This is a genomic window from Neorhizobium sp. S3-V5DH (assembly GCF_004343065.1).
GTDB lineage: Bacteria > Pseudomonadota > Alphaproteobacteria > Rhizobiales > Rhizobiaceae > Neorhizobium > Neorhizobium huautlense.
In genome coordinates this window covers 195049-218483 of the sequence record NZ_SMCL01000006.1, presented here as the reverse complement: position 1 = coordinate 218483, position 23435 = coordinate 195049, and the positions used below count along the sequence as shown (strand labels likewise).

The window sequence follows — 23435 nt, the reverse complement described above, 5'->3', positions numbered from 1 at the left end:
TGCAATTCCCCGCTAGGCTGCGGCTCTCGGTCAGCGCCGGAGGGGATATTGCTGCAACAAAATCGATCGGCCGCCTATGGCATCCGGCTTTCGTCCGAACGCCATGTCATCCTGCTCGCAGCAATCGCCATCTATTTCATCATCAATTTCCTGGTGCGAATGGCACTGCCGGTGAACCTGGAACTGGACGAGGCAGAACAGTCCTATTTTTCTCAGTGGCTTATGTCCGGCTATGGCTCGCAGCCGCCGCTCTACAATTGGCTTCAATATGCCACCGTGCAGCTTTTCGGCCTGTCGCTTGCGTCGCTCTCGGCCTTGAAGAACCTCCTTCTGTTCAGCGCCTATGTCTTTTATTTTCTGGCTGCGCGGGAAGTGATCCGCGACCGGCAGATTGCCGCGCTGGCAGCGCTGGGGCTGCTGACCATTCCGCAAGTGGCCTTCGAAGCCCAACGGGACCTCAGCCACACCGTCGCGACGATCTTTACCGCCTCCCTGTTTCTCTACGCCTTCCTGCGCACAGTCCGACGCCCCTCGATTTCGTCTTTCCTGCTGTTCGGGCTGGCGACCGGGCTTGGCGTTATTGCGAAGTATAATTTCGTGCTGCTTCCGGCCGCCGCCTTCCTGGCGATCCTGAGCGACGCCAGATGGCGGCCGCGCCTGTTCGACTGGAGGCTGTTGCTCGCCGGCGCCATCGCGCTCACGATCGTCGCGCCGCACGCGCTGTGGCTCCTGGATCATTTCGGCGCGGCCAGCGCCCATACCATGCGCAAGCTCACCGGGTCCGGCAGCACTCCTGCGGTCGCGATGCTGAGCGGCCTTGGATCGCTGACGCTCGCCTCGCTCGGCTTCGGCGGTCTGACGATTGCTGTTTTCTCCCTTGCCTACCGGGAAAGGCTGCCGGCGATCATCCGCGCCCGCAGCGACTGGACGCGCCTTTCCGGGCGGATCCTGATCTTCGCACTCGGCCTGATCGTGCTGATGATCCTGTTTGGCGGGGTCGAAAAGGTTCGCGACCGCTGGCTTACGCCGATCCTCATCCTGCTGCCCATCTATTTCGCGCTCAAGATCGACGCCGCGGCCACGAACCTGCATCCGGGGATGAGGAGGATCTGGGGTGTCGCGTTCACGCTGATGGCCCTCATCCCGACCCTGCTTCTCGGCCGGGTCGCCACCGCATCGCTGACGGGGCTCTACCAATACCCGAATTACCCATTCATCTCGATGGCCGAGGAGGTGCGCCCGCAGGTGACGTCGGCGCCGACGCTTGTCATCACCTTCGACACCCATATGGCGGGGAACCTGCGTCTTCATCTGCAGCCGGTTCCCGTCCTCGCGCTTTCGACACCCGCAGGCCTTAAACCTCCGCCGACGCCTGAGCATCAGCGCATTCTCTTCGCCTGGCGAAGCGCCGCCGATGGCACCTCCGCCGGCCTACCGCAAAAGTTCGAACAATACCTGCAGGAGCGCGGAATCACCCCCGATGCATCGCAGATCCGTGCCGTCACGCTTCCCTATACCTACGGAAGGGCTGGTGACCAATACCACTTCGCCTATGCCGTTTTCGACATCGGCCGTTGACAGCTATTCCTTCACCGTGTCCCGCAGGTGGTCGAGAGCCCGGCGCAGCTTGTCGATCACCTCGTCCACCTCGGAGCGGCTGATCGTAAGCGCCGGCGAGGCCAGCATGCGGTCCCCCGTCGCGCGCATGATCAGACCGTTTTCGACGCAGTGATTGCGCACCAGTGTGCCGATGTCGTCAGGCTTGGCATAACGGCGGCGGACGGATTTGTCTGCTGCAAGCTGCAGACCGCCCATCAGCCCGACGCTCTCCGCCTGCCCCACCACCTCGTGATCCTCGAGGCTCTTCCAGGCGGAGGCGAAATAGGGGCCGATATCCTCGCGGACGCGTTCGACCAGCCCCTCCTCCTCGATGATCCGGATGTTCTCCAATGCGGCGGCGGCACAGACCGGGTGACCGGAATAGGTGAAGCCGTGGTAGAAATCGCCGAGCTCACCGACCATCACGTCGGCCACCCGATCGCTTACCAGCACGCCGCCGATCGGCAGGTAACCGGAGGACAGCCCCTTGGCGATCGGCGCCAGATCCGGCTCGACGCCGTAATACTGATGGCCGAACCACTCTCCCAGCCGGCCGAAACCGCAGATCACCTCGTCAGCGACCAGAAGAATGTTGCGCGCCCTGCAGATGCGGGCGATTTCCGGCCAGTAGGTTTCCGGCGGAATGATCACGCCCCCCGCCCCCTGGATGGGTTCGGCGACGAAAGCGGCGACGCGATCCTCGCCAAGTTCATCGATCTTCGCCTCCAGCTCGCGGGCAAGCTTGAGGCCGAATTCGGCGGGCGAGAGATCGCCACCTTCCGCATACCAATAAGGCTGGCCGATATGGTGGATGCCCTCGATCGGCAGGTTGCCTTGCTCGTGCATCAGCTTCATGCCGCCAAGCGAGGCGCCGGCGACCGTCGAGCCGTGATAACCATTCTTTCGGGCGACTACTTGCGTCTTTTCCAGTTTGCCGAGCGCCTTCCAATAGACGCGCGCCATGCGGAACCAGGTGTCGGTCGCCTCCGAGCCGGAATTGGTGAAGAAGATACGTTTCAGCCTGTCGCCTGTATGCGAGGCGATCTTCTGGGCAAGCAGGGTGGCCGGAGGGGTCGTGGTGCCGAAAAAGCTATTGTAGTAAGGCAGTTCCTGCATCTGCTTGTAGGCGGCATCGGCGATCGACTTGCGACCGTAACCGACATTGACGCACCAGAGGCCGGCAAAGGCATCGAGATATTTCTTACCCGTGGAATCATAGATGTAGACGCCCTCGGCCCGTTCGATGATGCGCGTGCCCTTGGCGTTGAGCTGCTTCATGTCGGAGAACGGATGGAGGTGATGGGCGGCGTCGATCGCGGCGAGATTGGAAAGGGCGCTGATATCGGTCATGGAGTTGGCCTCTGATTGTGCGGCCAATTCTTATCGGCTACGAACTCTCTTCCGCAACGCCCTTTCAAAGACCTGCCGATGTCCTTTCAATCCGTCCCGCCTCATATCGAAATCCTGCTCGTCGGCATGAATGGCGACCTGCGCGGCAAGCGCATTCCGCTGGACAAGGAAAACAAGGTCTGGGAGGGCGCAGTGAGGCTGCCGACGTCCACGCAGTCGTTGGACATATGGGGCGACGACAATGACGATATCACCGGACTGTCGCTGACGATCGGAGATCCGGATGGCGTCTGCATTCCCGACCAGCGCAGCCTCGCGCCGATGCCCTGGGCGCCGGAAGGATCCAGGCAGGTGCTTTCCACCATGCATGAGCTCTCCGGGGAACCGAGCTTCATGGACCCTCGCGGCATTCTCGCCGCGCTCTTGAAACGCTTCGAAGAGCGCGGGCTGACACCGGTCGTCGCGACGGAACTCGAATTCTACGTGGTGCAGGACGACTGGCGCGAGACCGGCAGGCCCCGGCCACCGGAAAAGCTGATGTATCGCGGCAAGCCGAACGGTTTTCAGCTCTACGACATGGGCGCCGTCGATGCGCTCGACGATTACCTGCAGACAGTCAGGACCTGGGCGAAGCTCCAGGACCTGCCGGCCGATGCGACGACGGCCGAGTTCGGTCCCGGGCAGTTCGAGATCAACCTGCTTCATCACGCCGACGCGCTGGCAGCCGCCGACGACTGCATCTATCTGAAGCGCATCGCCGAACAGGCCGCGAGGAGACACGGGCTGAAATCCACCTGTATGGCCAAGCCCTACGCGAACCAGGCGGGCTCCGGCCTGCACGTGCATGCCAGCATCATCGACCGGGACGGAAACAATGTGCTGGACGCCAAGGGCGGCGATCCGGTACGGCTCAAATCCGTCTGCGCGGGAATGCTGAAGACCATGCGCGACGCGCAGCTCGTCCTCGCGCCGTTTGCCAATTCGTATCGCCGGTTCCAGCCCGGATCCTTTGCGCCGGTGGATATCGACTGGGGCTTTGGCCATCGGGGAACGGCGGTGCGTATTCCCGACAAGGACGGCGCGGCCGCCCGGATCGAGCATAGGGTCGCCGGCGCCGACGCCAATCCCTATCTGCTGCTGACGGCTATTCTCGGCGGCATGCTTCTGGGGCTGGACGAGATGCTCGATCCGGGTCCTGCGACCGAACCGGGCAAGGAGCCGCCGGCGGGAGCCAAACGCCTGACGCACGACTTCCTGACGGCGGTCGAGGAATTCTCCGCCTCGCCCTTCATCAAAGACGTGTTCGGCGCGCGCTACCAGAAGCTCTATGGCGATACGAAGCGCAAGGAAGCGATCACCTATCTGCGCACCGTCAGCGATTTCGACTACCAGACCTATCTGCCCCGGGTTTAGAAAAGCCGACGGTCGGGAGGCTATTTGCCGCCAGACTGTGTCGATGGCAAAGACGGTTTCGAGATCCAGGGCGCGTATGGCAGATCGTCGATGTCTAGCAACATCGGCGGCCCCTTCTCATAATCGAAAGCCAGGTTAATCGAGGCGACGAACTTGCCGTATTCCTCCTGGAGCTGCTGGAGCGCTTCGCGATTGCCGGTCTGCGCCGCAACCACCTCCTCCTCCTTCAGAGCCCTGGTCAGGTCGCGATAGGTACTGTTGCCATCCTTATCAGGGATAAGGACCACAACCCCGCCCTTTTCCTTGAACTTGATGCCCACGTAGAGCTCATCGTCGGTGAAGAGATCGCGATTCTTGTTGATCATCTGCGGGAGGGCGAGCGCAAACAGGCTTTCCCGGCTAAGGCCGCCATGCGCTTCGTATTGCTGGTTCACCAGCTGCGCAAACTGCCAGCCTTTCTCGGCAAGCAGCCCTTTCAGCATGTTCTTGGCGATGGGATCGCTTATTTTGAACTGATCGGAATTGATGAAGTCGATAGCATCGGAGACGAGTTGGCTCTTCTCGTCCATTTCGACAAATGCGGCGTTGATCGCGAAAGCGGCTCTTATCGTTTCCTTGGCGGGTTCGCCGGAGATTCCGTTCGCCACCTGGACGAGATCGGTTCTCTTCGCGTCGGTTTCCTTGCTTTCTTCGGCAGGGGCGGCCGAAAGGGCCGACTGCTGGAGGATCAGCAAGGCTGCAGGTTCAAGCCCGGAGATGGAAGTCATGCCGTTCCTCGCGCGTGCCTTTCGCCTGTCATAGGCCGAGGCAACGTCTGCCGGAACCATCATGGCCCGAAACAAGCAATCTGCTCTATCGGAGGTTGAAGTTAGGAGTCAGGGGATAACAAGATATGAACGCCTCATCGCGAGATATTGCCATCACCGCGGCAGCTCCGCGACAAGCAAGAGCCGGCGATTGTTTTGGGCGGATGACGGCGAGGTCGAAGTTGTTCTTCAGCCTATCTTAAATCCCTCGGGTCTAAGGAAGCGGTATATTTAATACAATTGCGGCTCCGTGGATGCGTCTCGTTCTCGCCAAGTCACTGCTGACCGGTCTGTTGTCACTGCTCGCTTCGCTTGCGCTGTCGTTCGCCTTCGTCCCCATGATGGGGGGAGAGGTGGCCGGTGCAGGCCTGGTGATGACGATCGTCTGCCCGCTGGCGATTTCGATTCCCGCCTCGGCTATGATGTTCTGGCAGTCGGAAAGGGTTCGACGGGCCGAAAAAACCGCTTCCGATGCCCTGGAAAAACTTGCCCTTGCCTATGAAGAACTTCGACTGCAATCCCGGCGCGACAGCCTGACCGGACTGCTCAATCGCGGCGCATTCCTGGAAGAGCTCGAGGCGTTCAGCCGCAACGGCATGACCGGTGCTCTGATTTTCCTCGATCTCGACCATTTCAAATCGATCAATGATCGCCATGGCCATGCGGCCGGAGACGACGTGCTTCGCGGTACAGGCCGGATACTCTCGACCTATCGGGGGCAATTCGACATCGCCGGCCGTCTCGGAGGCGAAGAGTTCGCCCTTTTTCGAGGCGGGATCGCAATAAAGGACATGCCGAGGCGATGCGAGGATGTTCGCGAGGCCGTCGGCGGCCTTGATATCCGCTCCTCCTCCGGGGCGAAGATCGGAGTTTCGACGAGCATCGGAGCCTTGTATTGCGGCGCGGGTTTCGATCCCCATGCCTGCCTCAAGGCAGCGGACGTCAATCTGTACGAGGCAAAGTCCCGCGGCCGGAACCAGGTCGTCTCGTCGGCTTAGCGCGCGGAAGCGCTCAGATTCCGCTGCCGTCCCGCTCGGCCAGTTCGCGAGGTTGCGGCTCGTTGACCAGTACCCTCAGTTCGCCGGCATGGATCTTCAAATGCACATCGCGCTTCATCGGCAGGAGTTCGCCGTCGATGACGCAGCGAATGTCGTGCCGCTCGCGCGGGAAATGCAGTTCGACCTCCGTAGCGGTCATGGCCGTTACCGCCGGGTTCTCTTTCAACCGCCCTCGCAGGATGTCGACGGCGAGTTTCGCGACGCCTGGAGGTGTCAGGGGATCGGCGAAATAAAGGCCCAGATGCCCGCGCGTCAGTCGATCCGCATACATCAAGGGATCGGGACCGAATTCATTGTTGGAGACGGAGATAGCGGAAACCTCACGGGAAACAGTCGTGCCGCCGACATTGAACTCGACCTCGAATTCGGGCGGATTGAACATCACCCCGATCGCGGCGCGGGTGCTGGCCCGGATTTTCCCAAGCCGGGACGCATAGGTCATGGAATTGCGGTAGCGCACCATGCGAGCGTGCAGGCCGGCCGAGAACTGATGGACAAAGCTCTTGCCGTTGGCGCTGGCGATGTCGATGCTCTCCGGAGTGCCTGCAGCCAGCGTGTCCAACACCTGCCATATATCGAGCGGCAGCTTCAGGGAGCGGGCAAAGAGGTTCATGGTGCCAGCCGGGACGACGCCGAGGACGAGGCCGCTCTTCCAGGCAATGCCGGCCGCAGCCGAAATCGTGCCGTCGCCGCCGCCTGCGATGAGGCCCTCGATGCCGGGAGTGGCGGCCGCCCTTTCCATGGTCGCCACCACCTCATTGCCGGAGACCACATGGCATTCGATCTGATGGCCGGCGGATTTGAAAGCCTGAACGGCCTGGGCGCAATAGGCGTCCATGTCGGTGGTTCTGAAGGTACCGCCATCGCGGTTGAAGACGGCAAAAAGGTTCATCGCATCAAAGCTCTGGGCGGGCGGTTTCGGCCGCGAGACAACGGGACACCGGAGAAATGGTTGCGATGACGTGCTTTATCAACACGGCGCCAATGAGGCCGGCACCTGGCACACAATGCCGTGAGCACCGAGAGAATACTCCGGAGGCTCTACCGCAACGCACAATCCCGTGTTACTTTTGACCTGTGTCATTTTTTCAATGACCGCTCACCTCCAGAGCGGGTGGACGTCTCCCACGTCTCACCCGCATCTTTTTTCAAGCAGATTCAATTTTATGACCGATTCCGCCGTCTCTTTCGATTCCGCTCGCGATCGTTCAGTCTCTCCCGTCGCCGACGCCACTTCCAGCCTCTCGCCGCTCGCAATCCTCCTGATCGAGATTGCGCTTGCCGTCGGTGGATTTGGCATCGGCACCGGCGAGTTCGTCATCATGGGGCTTCTGCCCGACGTGGCGTCGACGTTCGAAGTCAGCATCCCCACCGCAGGCTACGTCATCAGCGCCTATGCACTGGGCGTCGTCATCGGCGCGCCGGTTATCGCAATCCTTTCCGCCCGCCTGCCGCGCCGGACGCTGCTTCTCTGCCTGATGGGTCTGTTTGCAGTGGGCAATACCCTCAGTGCGCTGGCGCCGACCTTCTGGAGCTTTACCGCCCTGCGCTTCATCACCGGCCTGCCGCATGGCGCCTATTTCGGCGTCGCCTCGCTGGTTGCCGCATCCATGGTGCCGCCCAACAAACGCACCCGCGCCGTCGGCCGCGTCATGCTCGGGCTGACCATCGCGACGCTTGCCGGCACGCCGCTTGCCACCTTCATGGGGCAGATGCTCAGCTGGCGTGCCGCCTTCTTCCTCGTCGGCGGCATCGGCGCGCTGACCGTTGCATTGCTCTGGTATTTCCAACCCCGCGACAAAGTGCAGGAAGGGGCGAGCATCCGGCGAGAGCTCAGCGCTTTCGGCCGCAGCCAGGTGTGGCTGACGCTCGGCATCGCCGCGATCGGCTTCGGCGGCATGTTCTCCGTCTTCAGCTACATCGCCTCGACGACGACACAAACCGCCCAGTTGCCGGTCGGCATGGTCTCGATCGTGCTTGCGCTCTTCGGCATCGGCATGAATGTCGGCAATATCGTCGGCTCCAGGCTGGCCGACATATCGCTGAAGGGCACGATCGGCGGCTCGATGGTCTTCTATATCGTGGTGATGCTCGCCTTCGCGCTCTTTGCTCACCATCCGATCGCGCTCTATATCACCGTCTTCCTGGTCGGCTGCGGTTTTGCCCCGGGTCCGGCACTGCAGACGCGGCTGATGGATGTGGCGGCCGACGCGCAGACGCTTGCTGCCGCATCCAATCACTCCGCCTTCAACGTCGCCAATGCGCTCGGCGCCTGGCTCGGCGGGCTGGTCATTTCCTGGGGCTGGGGTTTTGCCGCAACGGGTTATGTCGGCGCATTCCTGTCGTTGCTCGGGCTCGGCATTTTCGCCGTCTCGGTCAGCCTGGAGAAGCGGAGAGGTGCCGCCTGACTTGATCAGGCGGCTTTGGACGGCGCTTTGGCTTCGGTTTCCGGCATCACCATGAATTTCCGCCCGTCACGGCAAATGACGTGTTCCTTGCCCCAGACGCGCAGTGCCGTAATCACCGGCTCCAGGCTGAGGCCCAGCGGCGTCAGCGTGTAATCGACACGCGGCGGCACGACCGCAAACACGGTCCGCTCCAGCAGCCCCGCCTCTTCGAGCTCCCTCAGCTGTTTGGTCAGCATGCGCTGCGTCACCGACGGAATGCGGCGGCGAAGCTCGTTGAAGCGCAGCGTCCCGTTTTCGAGCAGATGATAAAGGATCACGCCCTTCCATTTGCCGTCGAGAAAACTCAGCGTCGATTCGACGGGGCAGCCGGGGAAATTGTCGGTGAGCTTGGCACGCGGCTTCGACATCCGGAGATCCTTTCACGGTACACTTTTGGGTACTATACACCAAAAATGTGCATTCTTGCGCCGACAAACCATACGGGCCATCTAGTCTCCAGGCAACAAATGCCATTCACGAACGAAGGAGATTTTCATGCGCGCCGTCGGCTTCAACGCACCCCAGCCCATTACCGCCGAAACTTCGCTGATCGACATCGATCTGCCGATGCCTGAAGCGGCCGGCCGCGACCTGCTGGTCGAAATCAAGGCGGTATCCGTCAACCCGGTCGACACGAAGGTCCGCGCTTCGGCGCCTGTCGAACCTGGCCAGCACCGGGTCCTGGGCTATGACGCGGCGGGTGTCGTCAAGGCAGTCGGATCGGACGTGAAGCTCTTCAAGCCGGGCGACGAGGTCTATTACGCGGGTGCGATCAACCGGCCCGGCACCAATGCGCAATTCCATCTGGTCGACGAGCGGATTGTCGGCTTCAAGCCGAAGACGTTGAGCTTTGAGGAAGCCGCCGCGCTGCCACTCACCGCCATCACCGCTTACGAGACCCTCTTCCATCGCATGAAGGTTCAGGACAAGGTGCCGGGCGCCTGGAACGCGGTGCTCGTCATCGGCGGCGCCGGCGGCGTCGGTTCGATCGCCATCCAGCTCCTGCGAGAGCTTTCCGACGTCACCGTCATCGGCACCGGCTCCCGACCGGAAACACAGGCTTGGATCAAGGACCTCGGCGCCCATCACGTGCTCGATCATTCGAAGCCGCTTGCCAAGCAGCTGGCGGAACTGGCGATCGGCGCGCCGGGTTTCGTCTTTTCGACCACCCATACCGACCAGCATATCAAGGACGTTCTGGAGCTCATCGCGCCGCAGGGGCGGTTCGCGCTGATCGACGATCCGAAGGAGCCGATTGACATCCGTCCGTTCAAGAGCAAGACCCTTTCGATCCATTGGGAAATGATGTTCGCCCGGCCAGTCTGGCAGACGGCCGACATGATCGAGCAACACAAGCTTCTCAACCACGTGGCCGAATTGGTGGACGCAGAAAAAATCCGCACCACCCTTTCCGAGACGCTTGGCCCGATCAATGCTTCAAACCTGAAGAAGGCGCATTCGATGATCGAGAGCAACCGGACAAAGGGCAAGCTGGTGCTTTCGGGCTTCTAAACGACAAAAAAGCCCGCCGTGGCTGAAACGGCGGGCTTTCTTGGTCAGGCTTGATGATCTCTGTCAGGCCTGGATGACGACAACCTTGGCGCCGACCTTGACGCGTTCATAGAGGTCGATGACGTCGTGATTCATCATGCGGATGCAACCGCTCGACATGGCGAGACCGATCGATTCCGGCTGATTGGTGCCGTGGATGCGGAAATGCGTGTCGTTGCCGCCGCGGTAGAGGTACATCGCGCGGGCACCCAGCGGATTGTTCGGGCCGCCGGGCATGCCACCCGCGAGCTTCCGGTAGCGCGCCTCCCGGCGCTGCATGTTGGCCGTCGGCGTCCAGGTCGGCCACTCGGCCTTGCGCCCGACATAGGCATTGCCGGCAAGCGCAAGGCCCGCCCGGCCGACGCCGACGCCGTAACGGATCGCCCGGCCGTTACCGAGAACATAATAAGCGCGGCGAGCGGGCGTATCGACGATCACCGTGCCTGCCGGATGCGTCGTTTCATAGGCGACTTCCTGACGGCGCAGTTCGGGCTTGATCTTCTCGGCCGGTACCGCCTTCAGCGGAAACTGCTCGTTCGGCAGGGCTGCATAGTTCGTATACTGCGGAACGGTGGAGGCGCAGCCCGCCAGCATCAGCGGCAGACCGACCAGGAAACCGCGACGGGAGATCGACATGAATGTGTCCTTGGTGCGTCAAGATGGTGACGCAACTTAAGGAGATTATGGTTAATGAAGTGATAAGGCGGATCGCTCCGAACACGTGACTGACGCAAAACGTAAAGCTACCGGTACCCCGGAGAGCTTGTCGCGGCATCTAGGGAACAGCGGTCGAGAATCAATCTCCACCGCCTTGCTCACATATTCGGATAAACCGGCCCTTCGCCGCCCTGGGGCGGGACCCAGTTGATGTTCTGGTTGGGGTCCTTGATGTCGCAGGTCTTGCAGTGGACGCAGTTCTGCGCGTTGATGACGTAGACCTGCTCGCCGTCCTTCTCCACCCATTCGTAAACGCCGGCCGGACAGTAACGCGTCGAAGGGCCCGCGAAGACCTCGAGTTCAGAACGCTTCTGCAGGTCCATGTCCTTGACCTGCAGATGCACCGGCTGGTCTTCCTCGTGGTTGGTATTCGACAGGAAGACCGAGGAAAGCCGGTCGAAGGTCAGCACGCCATCGGGCTTCGGATAATCAATCTTGCTGTGCTTTGCCGCCGGCTCCAGGCTCTCGGCATCGGTCTTGCCGTGCTTCATGGTGCCGAAGAGGGACAGGCCGAAAAGCTGGTTGGTCCACATGTCGAGGCCGCCAAGCGCGATACCAAGCCCCGTTCCGAGCTTCGACCAGAGCGGCTTGACGTTTCTGACCCGCTTCAGATCCGTGCCGATCGCGGTCTGGCGCCATTCGGTCTCGATCTCGATCGGCTCGTCGTTTGCCCGGCCGGCGGCAATCGCCGCGGCAATCTTGTCGGCGGCGAGCATGCCCGACAGAACCGCATTGTGGCTGCCCTTGATGCGGGGAACGTTGACGAGACCGGCCGAACAGCCGATCAGGGCGCCGCCTGGGAAGGATAGTTTCGGCACCGACTGGTAACCGCCCTCGGTGATGGCGCGGGCGCCGTAGGAGAGACGCTTGCCGCCTTCGAAAGTGGCGCGTATCGCCGGATGCGTCTTGAAGCGCTGGAACTCCTCGAACGGATAAAGATAGGGGTTCTTGTAGTTCAAATGCACCACGAACCCGACGGCGACGAGGTTGTCTTCCAGGTGGTAGAGGAAGGAACCGCCGCCCGTCTTCATGCCGAGCGGCCAGCCGAACGAATGCTGCACCAGGCCTGGCCTGTGGTTCTCCGGCTTCACCTGCCAGAGCTCCTTGAGCCCGATCCCGTATTTCTGCGGCTCCCGATCGTCCTGCAGAGCGAACCGCAGGATCAGTTGCTTGGCGAGCGAACCGCGCACACCTTCGCCGATCAGCACATATTTGCCGTGCAATTCCATGCCGCGGGTGAAGGCCGGGCCAGGTTCGCCGCTCTTCTCGATGCCCATGTCGCCGGTGGCGACGCCGATCACGGCACCCTGGTCATTGTAGAGCACTTCTGTCGCGGCAAAACCCGGATAGATTTCGACGCCCAGCGCCTCCGCCTTTTCAGCGAGCCAGCGACAGACGTTTCCGAGCGAGACGATGTAATTGCCATGGTTGTTCATCAAAGGCGGCATGGCGAAGTTCGGCAGGCGGACGGAACCGGCCGGCCCTAAGAACAGGAACTGGTCGTCGGTGACCGGCGTCTTGAAAGGATGCCCCTCATCCTGCCGCCAGTCCGGCAAAAGCTTGTCGATGCCGACAGGATCCACCACCGCGCCCGAGAGAATATGCGCGCCGACTTCCGAGCCTTTTTCCAAGACAACGACGGTCAGTTCCGGATTGATCTGCTTCAGGCGGATCGCCGCCGAAAGACCCGCCGGCCCGGCGCCGACGATCACCACGTCAAATTCCATCGATTCGCGTTCGGGAAGTTCCTGCTCGCTCATTTCCAACTCCGCTCGCCGGCCCCTCCCGGCTCATATTCAGGCACCTGTCTTGACAAAAGCGACCCCGTTTGTCGAGGCAGGAAAGCGTCTTCAGCCTTGCCATTCGCGCAAACTGCGTTTCGCTTTACTGATATTACTTTTACGTGCACGTCAATTATAGCGACGAGACCCACGAAAGCAAGATCGGCCTTTCACGACTCCGCGGCGCTGTTATAAAGGCCGATATCGATGACAGAATTGGCGAAGGAAACACATCATGGATCTCGGAATTTCGGGCAAACGCGCCCTTGTGCTTGCCTCGTCCCGCGGGCTCGGCCTCGGCATCGCCAGGGCACTTGCCGCCGAAGGTGCGAATGTGCTGCTGGTCGGCCGTTCCGGAGACATGCTTGCTGAAAACTGCAAGGCGATCAATGCCGAGGGCAAGGGAAAGGCCGACTGGGTCTGGGGCGACCTTTCCGAACTGAATTTCGTCGAGACGATGACCACGGCTGTGAAGGAAAAGCTCGGCGGCATCGACATCCTCGTCAACAATACCGGCGGCCCGACGCCCGGTACCTCGGAGGAAATGACGGCGGACAAGCTCGATACTTTCTTCCAGTCCATGGTACTGCGCGTCATCACGCTGACCAATGCCCTCCTGCCGCAGATGAAGGAACAAGGATGGGGACGTATCCTGACGGTCGCCTCCTCCGGCGTTTTTGAACCCATCCCGAATCTGGCGCTATCCAATACGCTGCGGTCGGCCCTGGTCGGCTGGAACAAGACGCTCGCGGTGGAAGTAGCGGGCCACGGGATCACCGCCAATATGCTGCTTCCCGGCCGCATCCATACCGACCGCATCGACGAACTGGACGGGGCGAATGCCAAGCGTACCGGAAAGTCGCTGGAGGAAATCCGCGCGGCATCGGTCAAATCGATCCCCGCCGGTCGTCTCGGCAAGGTGGAGGAATTTGCGGCAGCCGGCGCGTTCCTGTGCTCGGTACCGGCAAGCTATGTTACGGGTACGATGCTTCGGGTCGACGGCGGCGCTTCCCGTTCGATCTGACGGGCTGCGGCGAGCCGCGCCGAACCCAAAAGCTAAACATTGAATCGAATTGCGGTCCCGGCATTTCCGGGATCGCAATATGGCGGCGATAGGAATTGGGCAGGCCCCAACTCACAGGATCGCCGGCATGATCGAAAGCATTTCCGGGGCCGCCGAAGCTCCCTCCCCGAGTAGTCCCGCAACGGCCGCGCGGACGCCGACCTCCACGGCTGCGGCAATCGCCCAGACGCTTGCGGTTGAGCAAGTGGAGACAGCATTTCTCGGAACCCGGCAAGCGGCCACGCGGTACGCGTCCGAGACCGCGGCGCTTGCGAGCAAGTCCACCATGCTTCATGCGCGCAGCCTGGAAGCGGTGGACGATGTGGTTGTCCGTAATCTCCTGGACAGCCTCTCGCCGGCGAGCCGCATCATCGGTAGCTTCTTCCTGACCGATGGCGAAGACCCGGCGCCGAAATCGTTGATTGCCACCTATTACGAAGACGTCTGACCTCCCCCCGCCGCGCAATCGCATTTGCCGGTGCCGATACGAAAGCCTATGATCCCCAAAATCCCCGGCTCGGAGGTCGTCACATGAAATTCGCCAGACCGGCACTCGTCATCCTGGGCATTCTCCTGACCCTCATTGGCATCCTGTGGATCAGCCAGGGCAGCGGGATATTTCCCTATCCGGCGGCAAGTTTCATGATCAACCAGACGCCCTGGATCGCCAACGGCGCGATCGCGGTGATCGTCGGGCTCGGGATCATCTGGCTTGCGCGGCGTGTTCTCCGCTAACGGTGCGGCAGGTAACCTTAACGAATAACCTGAACACCAGACTCCGTTTGCCTTAGCCCCCTCCAATGTCGTTTATAGAAGGCGCAATGCATTGCCAAAGTCGGCGCTCAGCGCTGCGGGCGGCCGGGTCAGGGGGTGACCCGGCCGTTTCGGTATCAGGGGTACGCGGCCTGGGGAAAGCGAGGAGCGTTATGCCCGGAGTTCAGAACTTTTCCGCCAGTTTCGGAAAGTCCTGAATCAGCGAATCCCGCACAACAAAGCTGATCGGCTTGTCACTATGCCGTTTTGTATCGACCAGCAGCCTTGCGAAGACGACGCGGCGCCCATCCTTCATCGCCCAGCCAACGAACCAGCCGAGCGGGCGCGCATAATCCGCCTTGCCGGCCTTGTCACGCAGCCAGCCTGAACCGGTCTTGCCCTGGATATCCCAACCTTCGCCCGCCTCGAAATGCGGGACGATGGCGAGGGTCATATCGACGGCATGTTCGGAGATCGGCAGGCCTCCATTGAGGAAGCGGCGCAGGAATTGCACCTGCTCGTTCGGCGAGATCTTCAAGGACGACATCAGCCAGGATTCGGTCAGGCCGTCGGTCTTGCCGGGGCCGCCGGAGACATCGCGATTGCCGTAGCCGAAGCGCTGGATGTAATCTGCAAACTTTCCTTTTCCGAGCTTGCGGGCGATCTCCTGCGAATACCAGACGACCGATTCCTTTTCCCAGATCAGCGGATCGACATCCTTCTTGACCCGCTCCGGTCCGCCGAACTTCGCCTGGTATTTCCAGCGGGGGTTCTGGCGGTCGGTCAGGATGCCGGCGTCATAGCCCATCATGGCCAAAGGCAGTTTGAAGGTCGATTGCGGATAAAAATCCTGGTCGCAGGTGCCCTGACGATAAAGCGTATCACCGCTGCCCTCGTCGATAATGACGGTGCAGCGGATCGGATCGGCGGCGCGAGCCATAGTGCAATCCAGCAAAGCAGCGGTAATTCCGAGGGAAAATGCAAGAAGAAAGGAATTTCTAAAAGCCATCGAGGTGCTCCAAGTGTGTTGACCGGGCCTTTTTAGGTCGGCTTGCGAGCCCCAATCAAACGATGATATCTGCGGGCAGACATGAATCAAACTAGGGCATTGCCATGGTCCGGCCGTATTTGCCGCTGAACGCGCTGCGCGCCTTCGAGGCGGCCGCGCGTCACCTCTCCTTCACCCGGGCGGCGATCGAGCTCAACGTCACGCAGGCGGCCGTCAGCCATCAGGTGAAGCTTCTGGAACAGCGGCTCGGCGTGACGCTGTTCCGCCGCCTGCCGCGCGGGCTGATGATTACCGAGGAAGGACTGGCGCTCCTGCCGGCGCTGCAGGATTCGTTCGACCGGATGGCGGCAATGCTGGAGCGCTTTGAAGACGGGCATGTGCGCGAGGTGCTGAAGCTTGGCGCAGTCGGCACCCTCGCGGTCGGCTGGCTGCTGCCCCGGCTTGCCGATTTCCGGGAGAAGTATCCGTTCATCGACTTGAGGCTCTCCACCAACAACAACCGCGTCGACATCGCCGCGGAAGGGCTCGACTACACCATCAAATTCGGCAACGGTGCCTGGCACGATATCGAGGCGGAAGCGCTCTTCGAAGCACCGCTTTCGGTGCTCTCCATTCCGTCGATCGCAAGGCAGCTGAAAGCTCCGGAGGACGTGGCGCACCAGACGCTGCTGCGCTCCTACCGCGCCGACGAATGGCCGAGCTGGTTCGAGGCGGCAGGCGTCTCCCCGCCGCCGATCCGCGGCATGGTGTTCGACAGTTCCGTGCTGATGGTCGAGGCGGCCTTGCAGGGCGCCGGCGTGGCGCTCGCTCCGCCGCTGATGTTTTCCCGACAGTTCGCCGCAGGTATGATCGAACAACCCTTCAATATCACCATATCCAAGGGCAGCTATTGGCTGACGCGGCTCAAATCCCGCTCTGTCACGCCGGCCATGGAAATGTTCCGCAACTGGCTCGCCGGAATGGCTGCCGAGACGCGAGGTCAGTTGAAAATCTAGGGCCGCCAGGGTTGCCATCCGCCTTCCCTTGTGCGATCACGCGCCCTCTCAAAATTTTCTGGGCGCGAGCAGCGCCCTTTTTGCGTTCGGAGCCTTGTGGGTTTCGGTTCAACGATCTTCGATGGATAAAAGGAGCACGGCCATGGCACGGGCGCTCGGGCTTGATTTCGGCACGACCAATACGGTTCTGGCGCTTGCCGACGGCGGCAGCGCCACGCATTCCATGCACTTTACCAGCAGCGCGGGCGAGAGCGATTCGATGCGCACCGCGCTTTCCTTCATGAAGGACCCGGTGATGGGGGCGCAGGCGCTGAAGGTCGAGGCCGGACAGGCGGCGATCCGCCAGTTCATCGACAATCCCGGCGACTGCCGTTTCCTGCAGTCGATCAAGACCTTTGCGGCAAGTGCGCTCTTCCAGGGCACTCTGATCTTCGCGCGCCGGCATGTCTTCGAAGACCTGATGGAGATCTTCCTCAAGCGTCTCAAGACCTATGCAGACGACAATTGGCCCTCGGAGATTTCCCGCGTCATCGCCGGCCGGCCGGTGCATTTTGCCGGAGCCAACCCGGACCCGAAGCTCGCCACCGAACGCTACAACGAGGCTTTGACGCGGCTCGGCTTTCCGGAAATCCACTATGTCTACGAGCCCGTGGCGGCGGCCTATTATTTCGCCCAGACGCTGAAAAGCGATGCCAATGTGCTGGTTGCCGATTTCGGCGGCGGCACGACCGACTATTCGCTGATCCGTTTCGAGCGCAAGGCAGGCAAGCTGACGGCGACGCCCATCGGCCATTCCGGTGTCGGCATTGCCGGCGATCATTTCGACTACCGGATGATCGACAATCTGGTGGCGCCCGAAATCGGCAAGGGCACGTTCTTCAAGAGCTTCGACAAGGTGCTGGAGGTTCCGGCCGGCTACTATGCGAATTTCGGCCGCTGGAACCAGCTGTCGATCTTCAAGACCACGCGCGAATTCACCGATTTGAAATCGCTGGTGCGTTCGGCGCTCGATCCGGACAAACTGGAACTGTTCATCGATCTCGTCGAACATGATGAGGGCTACCCGCTCTATCAGGCGATCTCTGCGACCAAGATGGCGCTGTCCGGCGCTGAAGAAGCCGAATTCAACTTCGCGCCGCTCGGCAAGGCCGGCCGCAAGCTGGTGAAACGGGCCGATTTCGAGACGTGGATCGCCGACGATCTTGCCCGCATCGAGGGCGCGCTTGACGAGGTGCTGGAAAAGACGAATACGCGGCCTGCAGAAATCGACAAGGTGTTCCTGACCGGCGGAACGTCCTTCGTGCCGGCCGTGCGCGGCATCTTCACCCGGCGCTTCGAGGCTTCGAGGATCGAAAGCGGCGGCGAACTGCTATCGATTGCGCATGGCTTGGCCTTGATCGGAGAGAGCGACAACGTCCAGCAATGGGCGGCGTGACTTCCCTCGGAGCCCGCGGTTCGCTAGGGTGAGATCGATGAACGCCGCCAAGGATCTCGATACGCCGGAGCTTCGTGCCCTTCTGCATTTCTATGCGGATTCGGGGGTGGAATGGCTTGTCGAGGACGAACCGGTCGACCGGTTTGGGCAATTCGCTGCGCAGAAGGCGGCGCAGGCCGAGGCAAAAATGCCGGCGACGGCGCGCCAGCAGCCGGTGCAGGGCGAAACCGGTCCCTTGTCCCGAGCCGCGAGCGCTCCAGCACCCGCACAGGGTCGCACCGCTCCGACCGCGCGGCCCGCCGCCGGATCGGCGCTGCCCTCGGTCGCCGTGCCGGACGGCGAGGCCGTTGCCTCGGCCCGCTTTGCGGCGGAAAGCGCCCGGTCGCTGCCGGAACTCAAGACGGCGCTCGAAGCCTTCAACGGCTGCAACCTCAAGAACGGCGCACGCTCAACGGTTTTTGCGAGCGGCGATCCCGGCTCGGGCATCATGGTGATCGGCCCGATGCCGAATGCCGACGACGACCGCGACGGCATTCCCTTTTCAGGGCGGCAGGGCCAGCTCCTGGATAGAATGCTCGGCGCAATCGGTCTTTCGCGCCAGGCGGTCATGCTCACCAACGTGATTCCCTGGCGGCCGCCCGGCAGCCGCATGCCCTCAGACGCCGAACTCGACATCTGCCGACCCTTCCTCGAGCGACAGGTGGCGCTTTCGGAACCTAAACTGCTCCTGCTGCTCGGCAATTTTCCTGCCCGCTTTTTCTTCGGCGGCAATGGGACGATCCACTCGTTGCGTGGAGAATGGCGCGATATTTCGTTCGGCGGCATTAATCTTCCGGCGATCGCAACCCTGCATCCGCAGGAGCTTCTGGCTGCCCCCGCCAACAAGGCGCTCGCCTGGCAGGATCTGCTGACGTTCAAAATGCGCCTTTCTGATCGCTGACTGCCTGAATTTTAGCCAAGCCTACTCCAAATTGGAACAAAGTTACCAAATTATGAAAAGCGTCATGCATTTAGCGCATGGCAGCGCAGCGTTTTGTTGCATTGCAGAATCGATGCTGCATTGCAATATATGGATTGTGTCTTGGGAGGAATTCTAGGTTTAAGGAACCAAGGCCATGACTACCCGCTTCCGTCCGATCCATTCGGGCTTCGAAACCCTTCGCATCGCCGGCATGCCGCCGCGCTCGACGCAGGGTTACCATCATTTCGGTTCAGCCACCAACGAGCAGATGACATCGCGCGCCATGGCGCGTCCGATCGGCGTTGCCCGTCCTGCTGCCGTCTTCGCGGATTTCCGCGAGCGCTGATCAAACCGACAAGGAAGCCGTCATGACAACTGCCCTCCTCCATCCGATCCGGACGCTGCGCGAAAACCTGTCTCAGATCGGCGCTGCCGTAAATGCCTCGCGCGAATATAGCCGCGCCGGCGCCATTCGTGCCAGCGCCGAGAAGGTCAATCCCCTCACGGCGGCAATCCCGCTCTGATCCCAACGTTCTTCAGGTCCCGGCACCCGGCGGCGATGCCTTGCGCGCCGCCTTTCGCTCGAGTCCGAGCTGGTGCTCTCGGTAAATGATGAATATCCCCGCCGAGACCGTGATTGCTGTTCCGACGAGCATACTGACGGTCGGGACATCTCCGAACAGAACATAGGCGATGCCGATCCCCAGCAGGATCGACGTATATTCGAAGGGCGCGACGGTCGAAACGTCGGCGTTGCGATAGCTTTCGGTCAAAAGGAGCTGTCCGATGCCGCCGCAGAATCCGGCTCCAACGAGATAGAGCTTTTGCTCCACCGTCAGGGGAGCCCAGCCGAACGGCAGGCTGACCAGGGAGAAGACCGCCGCCGTCAGCGAGAAATAGAGAACGATGGTCGAGGTCTTCTCGGTGCGGACGAGCTGGCGTGTCTGGACCAGCGCAAAACCTGCCAGGACTGCCGACAAAATCACGGCGGCGGCTCCGACCGCCTGCTCCGATCCCATGCCGCCCTCGTTGAACATGGTCAGTTTCGGCCACGAGACGATCACCACTCCGACCATGCCGATCGCCACCGCGGTCCATCGGTAGATGCGCACCGTTTCCTTCAGGACGATGGCCGCAAAGACCACCGCCAGCAGCGGCGTCGAATAACCGAGCGCAATGGCATCCGGCATCGGAAGGTGCACCAGGCCGTAAAACCCGCAGGCCATGGAGAGGATGCCGAAGAAACCGCGCTTCAGGTGGCCCGGAAGACTTTCGGTGTGGAAACCGCGCTGGAGTTCACGCTGAGCGGCGAGATAAACCAGGATCGGCACAAGCGCGAAGGCAGACCGGTAGAATGTAATCTGGCCGGCAGGAACACCTGCGCCCGCCGACTTGATGCAGGTTTGCATCATCACGAAAACGACGACGGAGGAAACTTTGAACATGATTCCCCGAAGGGGATTCAGGGCGTCGGCAGCCATAAAAAGAACTCTTGGAAGATTTTGGGCCGCGTCAATACGGAGCCTGGCAGGAGGTTCGGAGATTCACTTTGCCGTCAAAGTAACTCAAAAGTGCGGCGCACGCGATCAAAACCGGTGATAGGTCTATGAATATCCGTGACCGGATAAATACGTGCGGGAATATACGGAGCCGTATGAGTTTATAATTTAGCGAAAATTTCAACAATCGTTTAGCATTGCGTGCAACTATGCCGGCGGCAATGGGACGCCGATCAATTCAAGGGATTACCGAAAGGCTCCCGACGCCACATTGAAGAGCCGGTTCAGGAAGAAACATGCGAACAGATACGGGCCAGATCGTTCATCTGGCAGATTACCGCCCCACCGATTTCATCCTGGAACGCGTCGATCTGACGTTTGAGCTCGATCCGACCAATACCAAGGTCGAGGCCAGGCTGATCTTCCACCGCCGCGAGGGTGTCGATCCGTCCATCCCTCTGGTGCTCGATGGCGACGAGCTGTCGCTTTCCGGCCTCCTGCTCGACCAGAACGAAGTACCGGCCGGCCAGTACGACGTGACGCCGGAAAGCCTGACCATCCGCGATCTGCCCGCGGAGGCTCCCTTCGAGATCACCGTTACGACGTTCATCAATCCCGAAGCCAACACGCAGCTGATGGGCCTCTACCGCACCAACGGCATCTACTGCACCCAGTGCGAGGCGGAAGGTTTCCGGCGCATCACCTATTTCCCCGACCGGCCGGATGTGCTGGCGCCCTATACGATCACCATCATCGGCGACAAGGCCGCCAACCCGGTCATGCTGTCGAACGGTAATTTCCTCGGCGGCGCGGGATATGACGAGGGCCGGGCGTTTGCCGCGTGGTTCGACCCGCATCCGAAACCAAGCTACCTCTTCGCACTGGTCGCCGGCGATCTCGGCGTCGTCGAAGACACGTTCGTCACCATGTCCGAACGTGAAGTGGCGCTGAAGATCTATGTTGAGCACGGCAAGGAAGCTCGCGCGGCCTACGCCATGGACGCGCTGAAGCGCTCGATGAAATGGGACGAGGAGCGGTTCGGCCGCGAATACGATCTCGACATCTTCATGATCGTCGCCGTTTCGGACTTCAACATGGGGGCCATGGAAAACAAGGGCCTCAACGTCTTCAACGACAAATACGTGCTGGCCGACCCTGAAACCGCGACCGACCAGGATTATGCGAATATCGAGGCGATCATCGCGCACGAATATTTCCACAACTGGACCGGCAATCGCATCACCTGCCGCGACTGGTTCCAGCTCTGCCTCAAGGAAGGCCTGACGGTCTATCGCGACCACGAGTTTTCAGCGGACCAGCGTTCGCGTCCGGTGAAGCGCATTGCCGAAGTGCGGCACCTGAAGTCGGAGCAGTTTCCGGAGGATGCCGGGCCGCTGGCCCATCCCGTCCGCCCGACCAAATATCGCGAGATCAACAATTTCTACACGACGACCGTCTACGAAAAAGGTTCGGAAGTCACCCGGATGATCGCCACGCTTCTCGGCCGCGACGATTTCAAGGCCGGCATGGATCTTTATTTCGAGCGCCATGACGGGCAGGCCGCAACCGTCGAGGATTTCGTCAAATGCTTCGAGGATGCCAGCGGCCGCGACCTGACGCAGTTCTCGCTCTGGTACCATCAGGCAGGCACCCCGCTCGTGACGGCGTCCGGCGGTTACGACCAGTCGAACGGCACCTTCACGCTGTCTCTGGAGCAGATGATCCCTGCGACGCCCGGCCAGGCGGCCAAGGAGCCGATGCATATCCCGCTGTCTTTCGCGCTGATCCTCGACAACGGCTCTCTCGCAACGCCCACCGCGGTCAAGGGCGGTGAGGTCACCGGCGACGTGCTGCACCTGACGGACCGCAAGCAGACTTTCACCTTTTCGGATATCTCCTCACGTCCCGTCCTTTCGCTCAACCGGTCCTTTTCGGCGCCGATCAACCTGCATTTCGATCAGGCACCGGCCGATCTCGCCCATATTGCCCGCCACGACACCGACCTCTTCGCCCGTTGGCAGGCACTCACTGATCTTGCCATGCCGAACCTGATGAAGGCGGCACGCGACGCCCGCGACGGCAAGGAGATCAGCTGTGATCAGGCCCTGATCTCCGCCCTTCTCGAGGCCGCGGCAGACGACAAGCTCGAGCCGGCCTTCCGTGCCCAGGCGCTGACGCTTCCAAGCGAGTCCGACATCGCTCGCGAACTCGGCAGCAACAACGATCCCGATGCGATCCATCGCGGACGCCACGCCGTGCTTAATGCGATAGCGAAGGCTGGAGAAAAGATCTTTCTGCGGCTTTTCGAAGAGATGGCGATTCCCGGCCCCTATAGGCCGGATGCGGCGAGCGCCGGCAAGCGTTCGCTCAGAAACAGCGCGCTTTCCTATCTCACCTATGCGGAGGGAACGCCTGCCCGCGCGGCGGAGGCTTTCGGTTCGGCCGACAACATGACCGACCTGGCGCAGGCGCTCACGCTGCTTGCCAATCGCTTCCCCGATTCGTCCGAGACGACGGCGGCGCTTGCGAGCTTCCTGACCCGCTTCGACGGCAATCCTCTGGTCATCGACAAGTGGTTCTCGATCCAGGCGACCATTCCCGGCGCCGGAGCCTTGACCCGCGTAAAGGGACTGATGGAGAACCCCCGTTTCGTCGCCACCAATCCGAACCGCGTCCGCGCCCTGATCGGCACCTTCGCTTTCTCCAACCCGACCGGCTTCAACCGCGCCGACGGAGAAGCCTACCGGTTCCTCGCCGAGCAGATCCTGGCAATCGACCCGAAGAACCCGCAACTCGCCGCCCGCATCCTCACATCGATGCGCTCCTGGCGTTCGCTGGAGCCCGTTCGTGCCGATCACGCGCGATTGGCACTCGGGGCGATCGAACGCGCCTCGGCGCTGTCGACGGATGTCCGGGATATCGTCGAGCGCATGCTCAAGGGCTGACGAAAAATGCCGCCACGGGCACTCCCGCGGCGGCGCTTCTCCTTACGCCGCTG

At 61.4% G+C, this 23435-nt stretch carries 22 protein-coding genes; 14 read left to right on the top strand and 8 right to left on the bottom strand.

Annotated elements, in window-relative coordinates; all coding sequences use genetic code 11:
- Positions 1-48: 48 nt before the first annotated feature.
- Positions 49-1578 carry a glycosyltransferase family 39 protein gene (locus tag EDE09_RS12455; protein WP_132410720.1) on the top strand — a complete coding sequence of 510 codons (1530 nt, stop codon included), beginning with the start codon at positions 49-51 and terminating at the stop codon, positions 1576-1578.
- 3 nt (positions 1579-1581) lie between these two features.
- Here EDE09_RS12455 and EDE09_RS12450 read toward each other — a convergent pair whose 3' ends face one another.
- Complete coding sequence (locus EDE09_RS12450; protein ID WP_132410718.1) at positions 1582-2949, bottom strand: aspartate aminotransferase family protein; 1368 nt, start codon at positions 2947-2949, stop codon at positions 1582-1584.
- Between the two features lie 78 nt (positions 2950-3027).
- Here EDE09_RS12450 and EDE09_RS12445 point away from each other — a divergent pair, with 78 nt between their 5' ends.
- Positions 3028-4362, top strand: a complete 1335-nt coding sequence (locus EDE09_RS12445) for a glutamine synthetase family protein (RefSeq protein WP_132410715.1) — start codon at positions 3028-3030, stop codon at positions 4360-4362.
- 20 nt (positions 4363-4382) lie between these two features.
- On the opposite strand, the gene EDE09_RS12440 is transcribed toward EDE09_RS12445, so the two are convergent.
- Entirely contained in the window at positions 4383-5129 is a 747-nt protein-coding gene (locus EDE09_RS12440) for a hypothetical protein (RefSeq protein WP_132410713.1), read from the bottom strand.
- A gap of 293 nt (positions 5130-5422) precedes the next feature.
- Here EDE09_RS12440 and EDE09_RS12435 point away from each other — a divergent pair, with 293 nt between their 5' ends.
- The gene (locus EDE09_RS12435) at positions 5423-6166 is read left to right on the top strand and encodes a GGDEF domain-containing protein (protein WP_132410711.1); all 744 of its coding nucleotides are present in this window, start codon (positions 5423-5425) and stop codon (positions 6164-6166) included.
- A gap of 13 nt (positions 6167-6179) precedes the next feature.
- On the opposite strand, the gene EDE09_RS12430 is transcribed toward EDE09_RS12435, so the two are convergent.
- Positions 6180-7118, bottom strand: a complete 939-nt coding sequence (locus tag EDE09_RS12430) for a diacylglycerol kinase family protein (RefSeq protein ID WP_105371626.1) — start codon at positions 7116-7118, stop codon at positions 6180-6182.
- A gap of 274 nt (positions 7119-7392) precedes the next feature.
- On the opposite strand from EDE09_RS12430, the gene EDE09_RS12425 reads away from it, so the two are divergent.
- The gene (locus tag EDE09_RS12425) at positions 7393-8634 is read left to right on the top strand and encodes an MFS transporter (RefSeq protein WP_132410709.1); all 1242 of its coding nucleotides are present in this window, start codon (positions 7393-7395) and stop codon (positions 8632-8634) included.
- Between the two features lie 5 nt (positions 8635-8639).
- Here EDE09_RS12425 and EDE09_RS12420 read toward each other — a convergent pair whose 3' ends face one another.
- A complete protein-coding gene (locus EDE09_RS12420; RefSeq protein ID WP_112802868.1) occupies positions 8640-9041 on the bottom strand; it encodes a helix-turn-helix domain-containing protein in 402 nt (133 codons plus the stop codon).
- 127 nt (positions 9042-9168) lie between these two features.
- On the opposite strand from EDE09_RS12420, the gene EDE09_RS12415 reads away from it, so the two are divergent.
- On the top strand, positions 9169-10185 hold the full coding sequence (locus EDE09_RS12415; protein ID WP_112802865.1) for a zinc-binding alcohol dehydrogenase family protein: 1017 nt from the start codon (positions 9169-9171) through the stop codon (positions 10183-10185).
- Positions 10186-10248: 63 nt separating this feature from the next.
- On the opposite strand, the gene EDE09_RS12410 is transcribed toward EDE09_RS12415, so the two are convergent.
- Entirely contained in the window at positions 10249-10860 is a 612-nt protein-coding gene (locus EDE09_RS12410; protein WP_112802863.1) for a L,D-transpeptidase, read from the bottom strand.
- Positions 10861-11039: 179 nt separating this feature from the next.
- Positions 11040-12701: an electron transfer flavoprotein-ubiquinone oxidoreductase gene (locus EDE09_RS12405; RefSeq protein WP_132410707.1), complete on the bottom strand. Its 1662-nt coding sequence runs from the start codon at positions 12699-12701 to the stop codon at positions 11040-11042.
- A gap of 256 nt (positions 12702-12957) precedes the next feature.
- Here EDE09_RS12405 and EDE09_RS12400 point away from each other — a divergent pair, with 256 nt between their 5' ends.
- The 3 genes from EDE09_RS12400 (at position 12958) to EDE09_RS12390 (ending at position 14520) form a co-directional block, all read left to right on the top strand.
- Positions 12958-13746: an SDR family oxidoreductase gene (locus EDE09_RS12400; protein WP_132410705.1), complete on the top strand. Its 789-nt coding sequence runs from the start codon at positions 12958-12960 to the stop codon at positions 13744-13746.
- Positions 13747-13873: 127 nt separating this feature from the next.
- Positions 13874-14233: a hypothetical protein gene (locus EDE09_RS12395; RefSeq protein ID WP_132410703.1), complete on the top strand. Its 360-nt coding sequence runs from the start codon at positions 13874-13876 to the stop codon at positions 14231-14233.
- Positions 14234-14316: 83 nt separating this feature from the next.
- Entirely contained in the window at positions 14317-14520 is a 204-nt protein-coding gene (locus tag EDE09_RS12390; protein ID WP_105371634.1) for a hypothetical protein, read from the top strand.
- A gap of 202 nt (positions 14521-14722) precedes the next feature.
- Here the strand turns inward: EDE09_RS12390 and blaOXA are convergent, their stop codons facing one another.
- Positions 14723-15547 carry a class D beta-lactamase gene (gene blaOXA / locus EDE09_RS12385; RefSeq protein ID WP_132410701.1) on the bottom strand — a complete coding sequence of 275 codons (825 nt, stop codon included), beginning with the start codon at positions 15545-15547 and terminating at the stop codon, positions 14723-14725.
- 104 nt (positions 15548-15651) lie between these two features.
- Between blaOXA and EDE09_RS12380 the strand changes: the two genes are divergently transcribed.
- From EDE09_RS12380 to EDE09_RS28160, 5 genes are all read left to right on the top strand, one after another.
- Positions 15652-16542 carry a LysR family transcriptional regulator gene (locus EDE09_RS12380; RefSeq protein WP_132410699.1) on the top strand — a complete coding sequence of 297 codons (891 nt, stop codon included), beginning with the start codon at positions 15652-15654 and terminating at the stop codon, positions 16540-16542.
- A gap of 142 nt (positions 16543-16684) precedes the next feature.
- Positions 16685-17977, top strand: coding sequence for an Hsp70 family protein (locus EDE09_RS12375; RefSeq protein ID WP_112802850.1), 1293 nt, complete (start codon positions 16685-16687; stop codon positions 17975-17977).
- 37 nt (positions 17978-18014) lie between these two features.
- On the top strand, positions 18015-18917 hold the full coding sequence (locus tag EDE09_RS12370; RefSeq protein ID WP_132410697.1) for a uracil-DNA glycosylase: 903 nt from the start codon (positions 18015-18017) through the stop codon (positions 18915-18917).
- 175 nt (positions 18918-19092) lie between these two features.
- Complete coding sequence (locus EDE09_RS12365; RefSeq protein ID WP_132410695.1) at positions 19093-19284, top strand: hypothetical protein; 192 nt, start codon at positions 19093-19095, stop codon at positions 19282-19284.
- A 22-nt stretch (positions 19285-19306) separates the two neighbouring features.
- Complete coding sequence (locus tag EDE09_RS28160; protein ID WP_157949006.1) at positions 19307-19462, top strand: hypothetical protein; 156 nt, start codon at positions 19307-19309, stop codon at positions 19460-19462.
- A gap of 12 nt (positions 19463-19474) precedes the next feature.
- On the opposite strand, the gene EDE09_RS12360 is transcribed toward EDE09_RS28160, so the two are convergent.
- Entirely contained in the window at positions 19475-20419 is a 945-nt protein-coding gene (locus tag EDE09_RS12360) for a DMT family transporter (protein WP_132410693.1), read from the bottom strand.
- Positions 20420-20733: 314 nt separating this feature from the next.
- Here EDE09_RS12360 and pepN point away from each other — a divergent pair, with 314 nt between their 5' ends.
- Positions 20734-23382 carry an aminopeptidase N gene (gene pepN, locus EDE09_RS12355; RefSeq protein WP_132410691.1) on the top strand — a complete coding sequence of 883 codons (2649 nt, stop codon included), beginning with the start codon at positions 20734-20736 and terminating at the stop codon, positions 23380-23382.
- Positions 23383-23435: the final 53 nt, after the last annotated feature.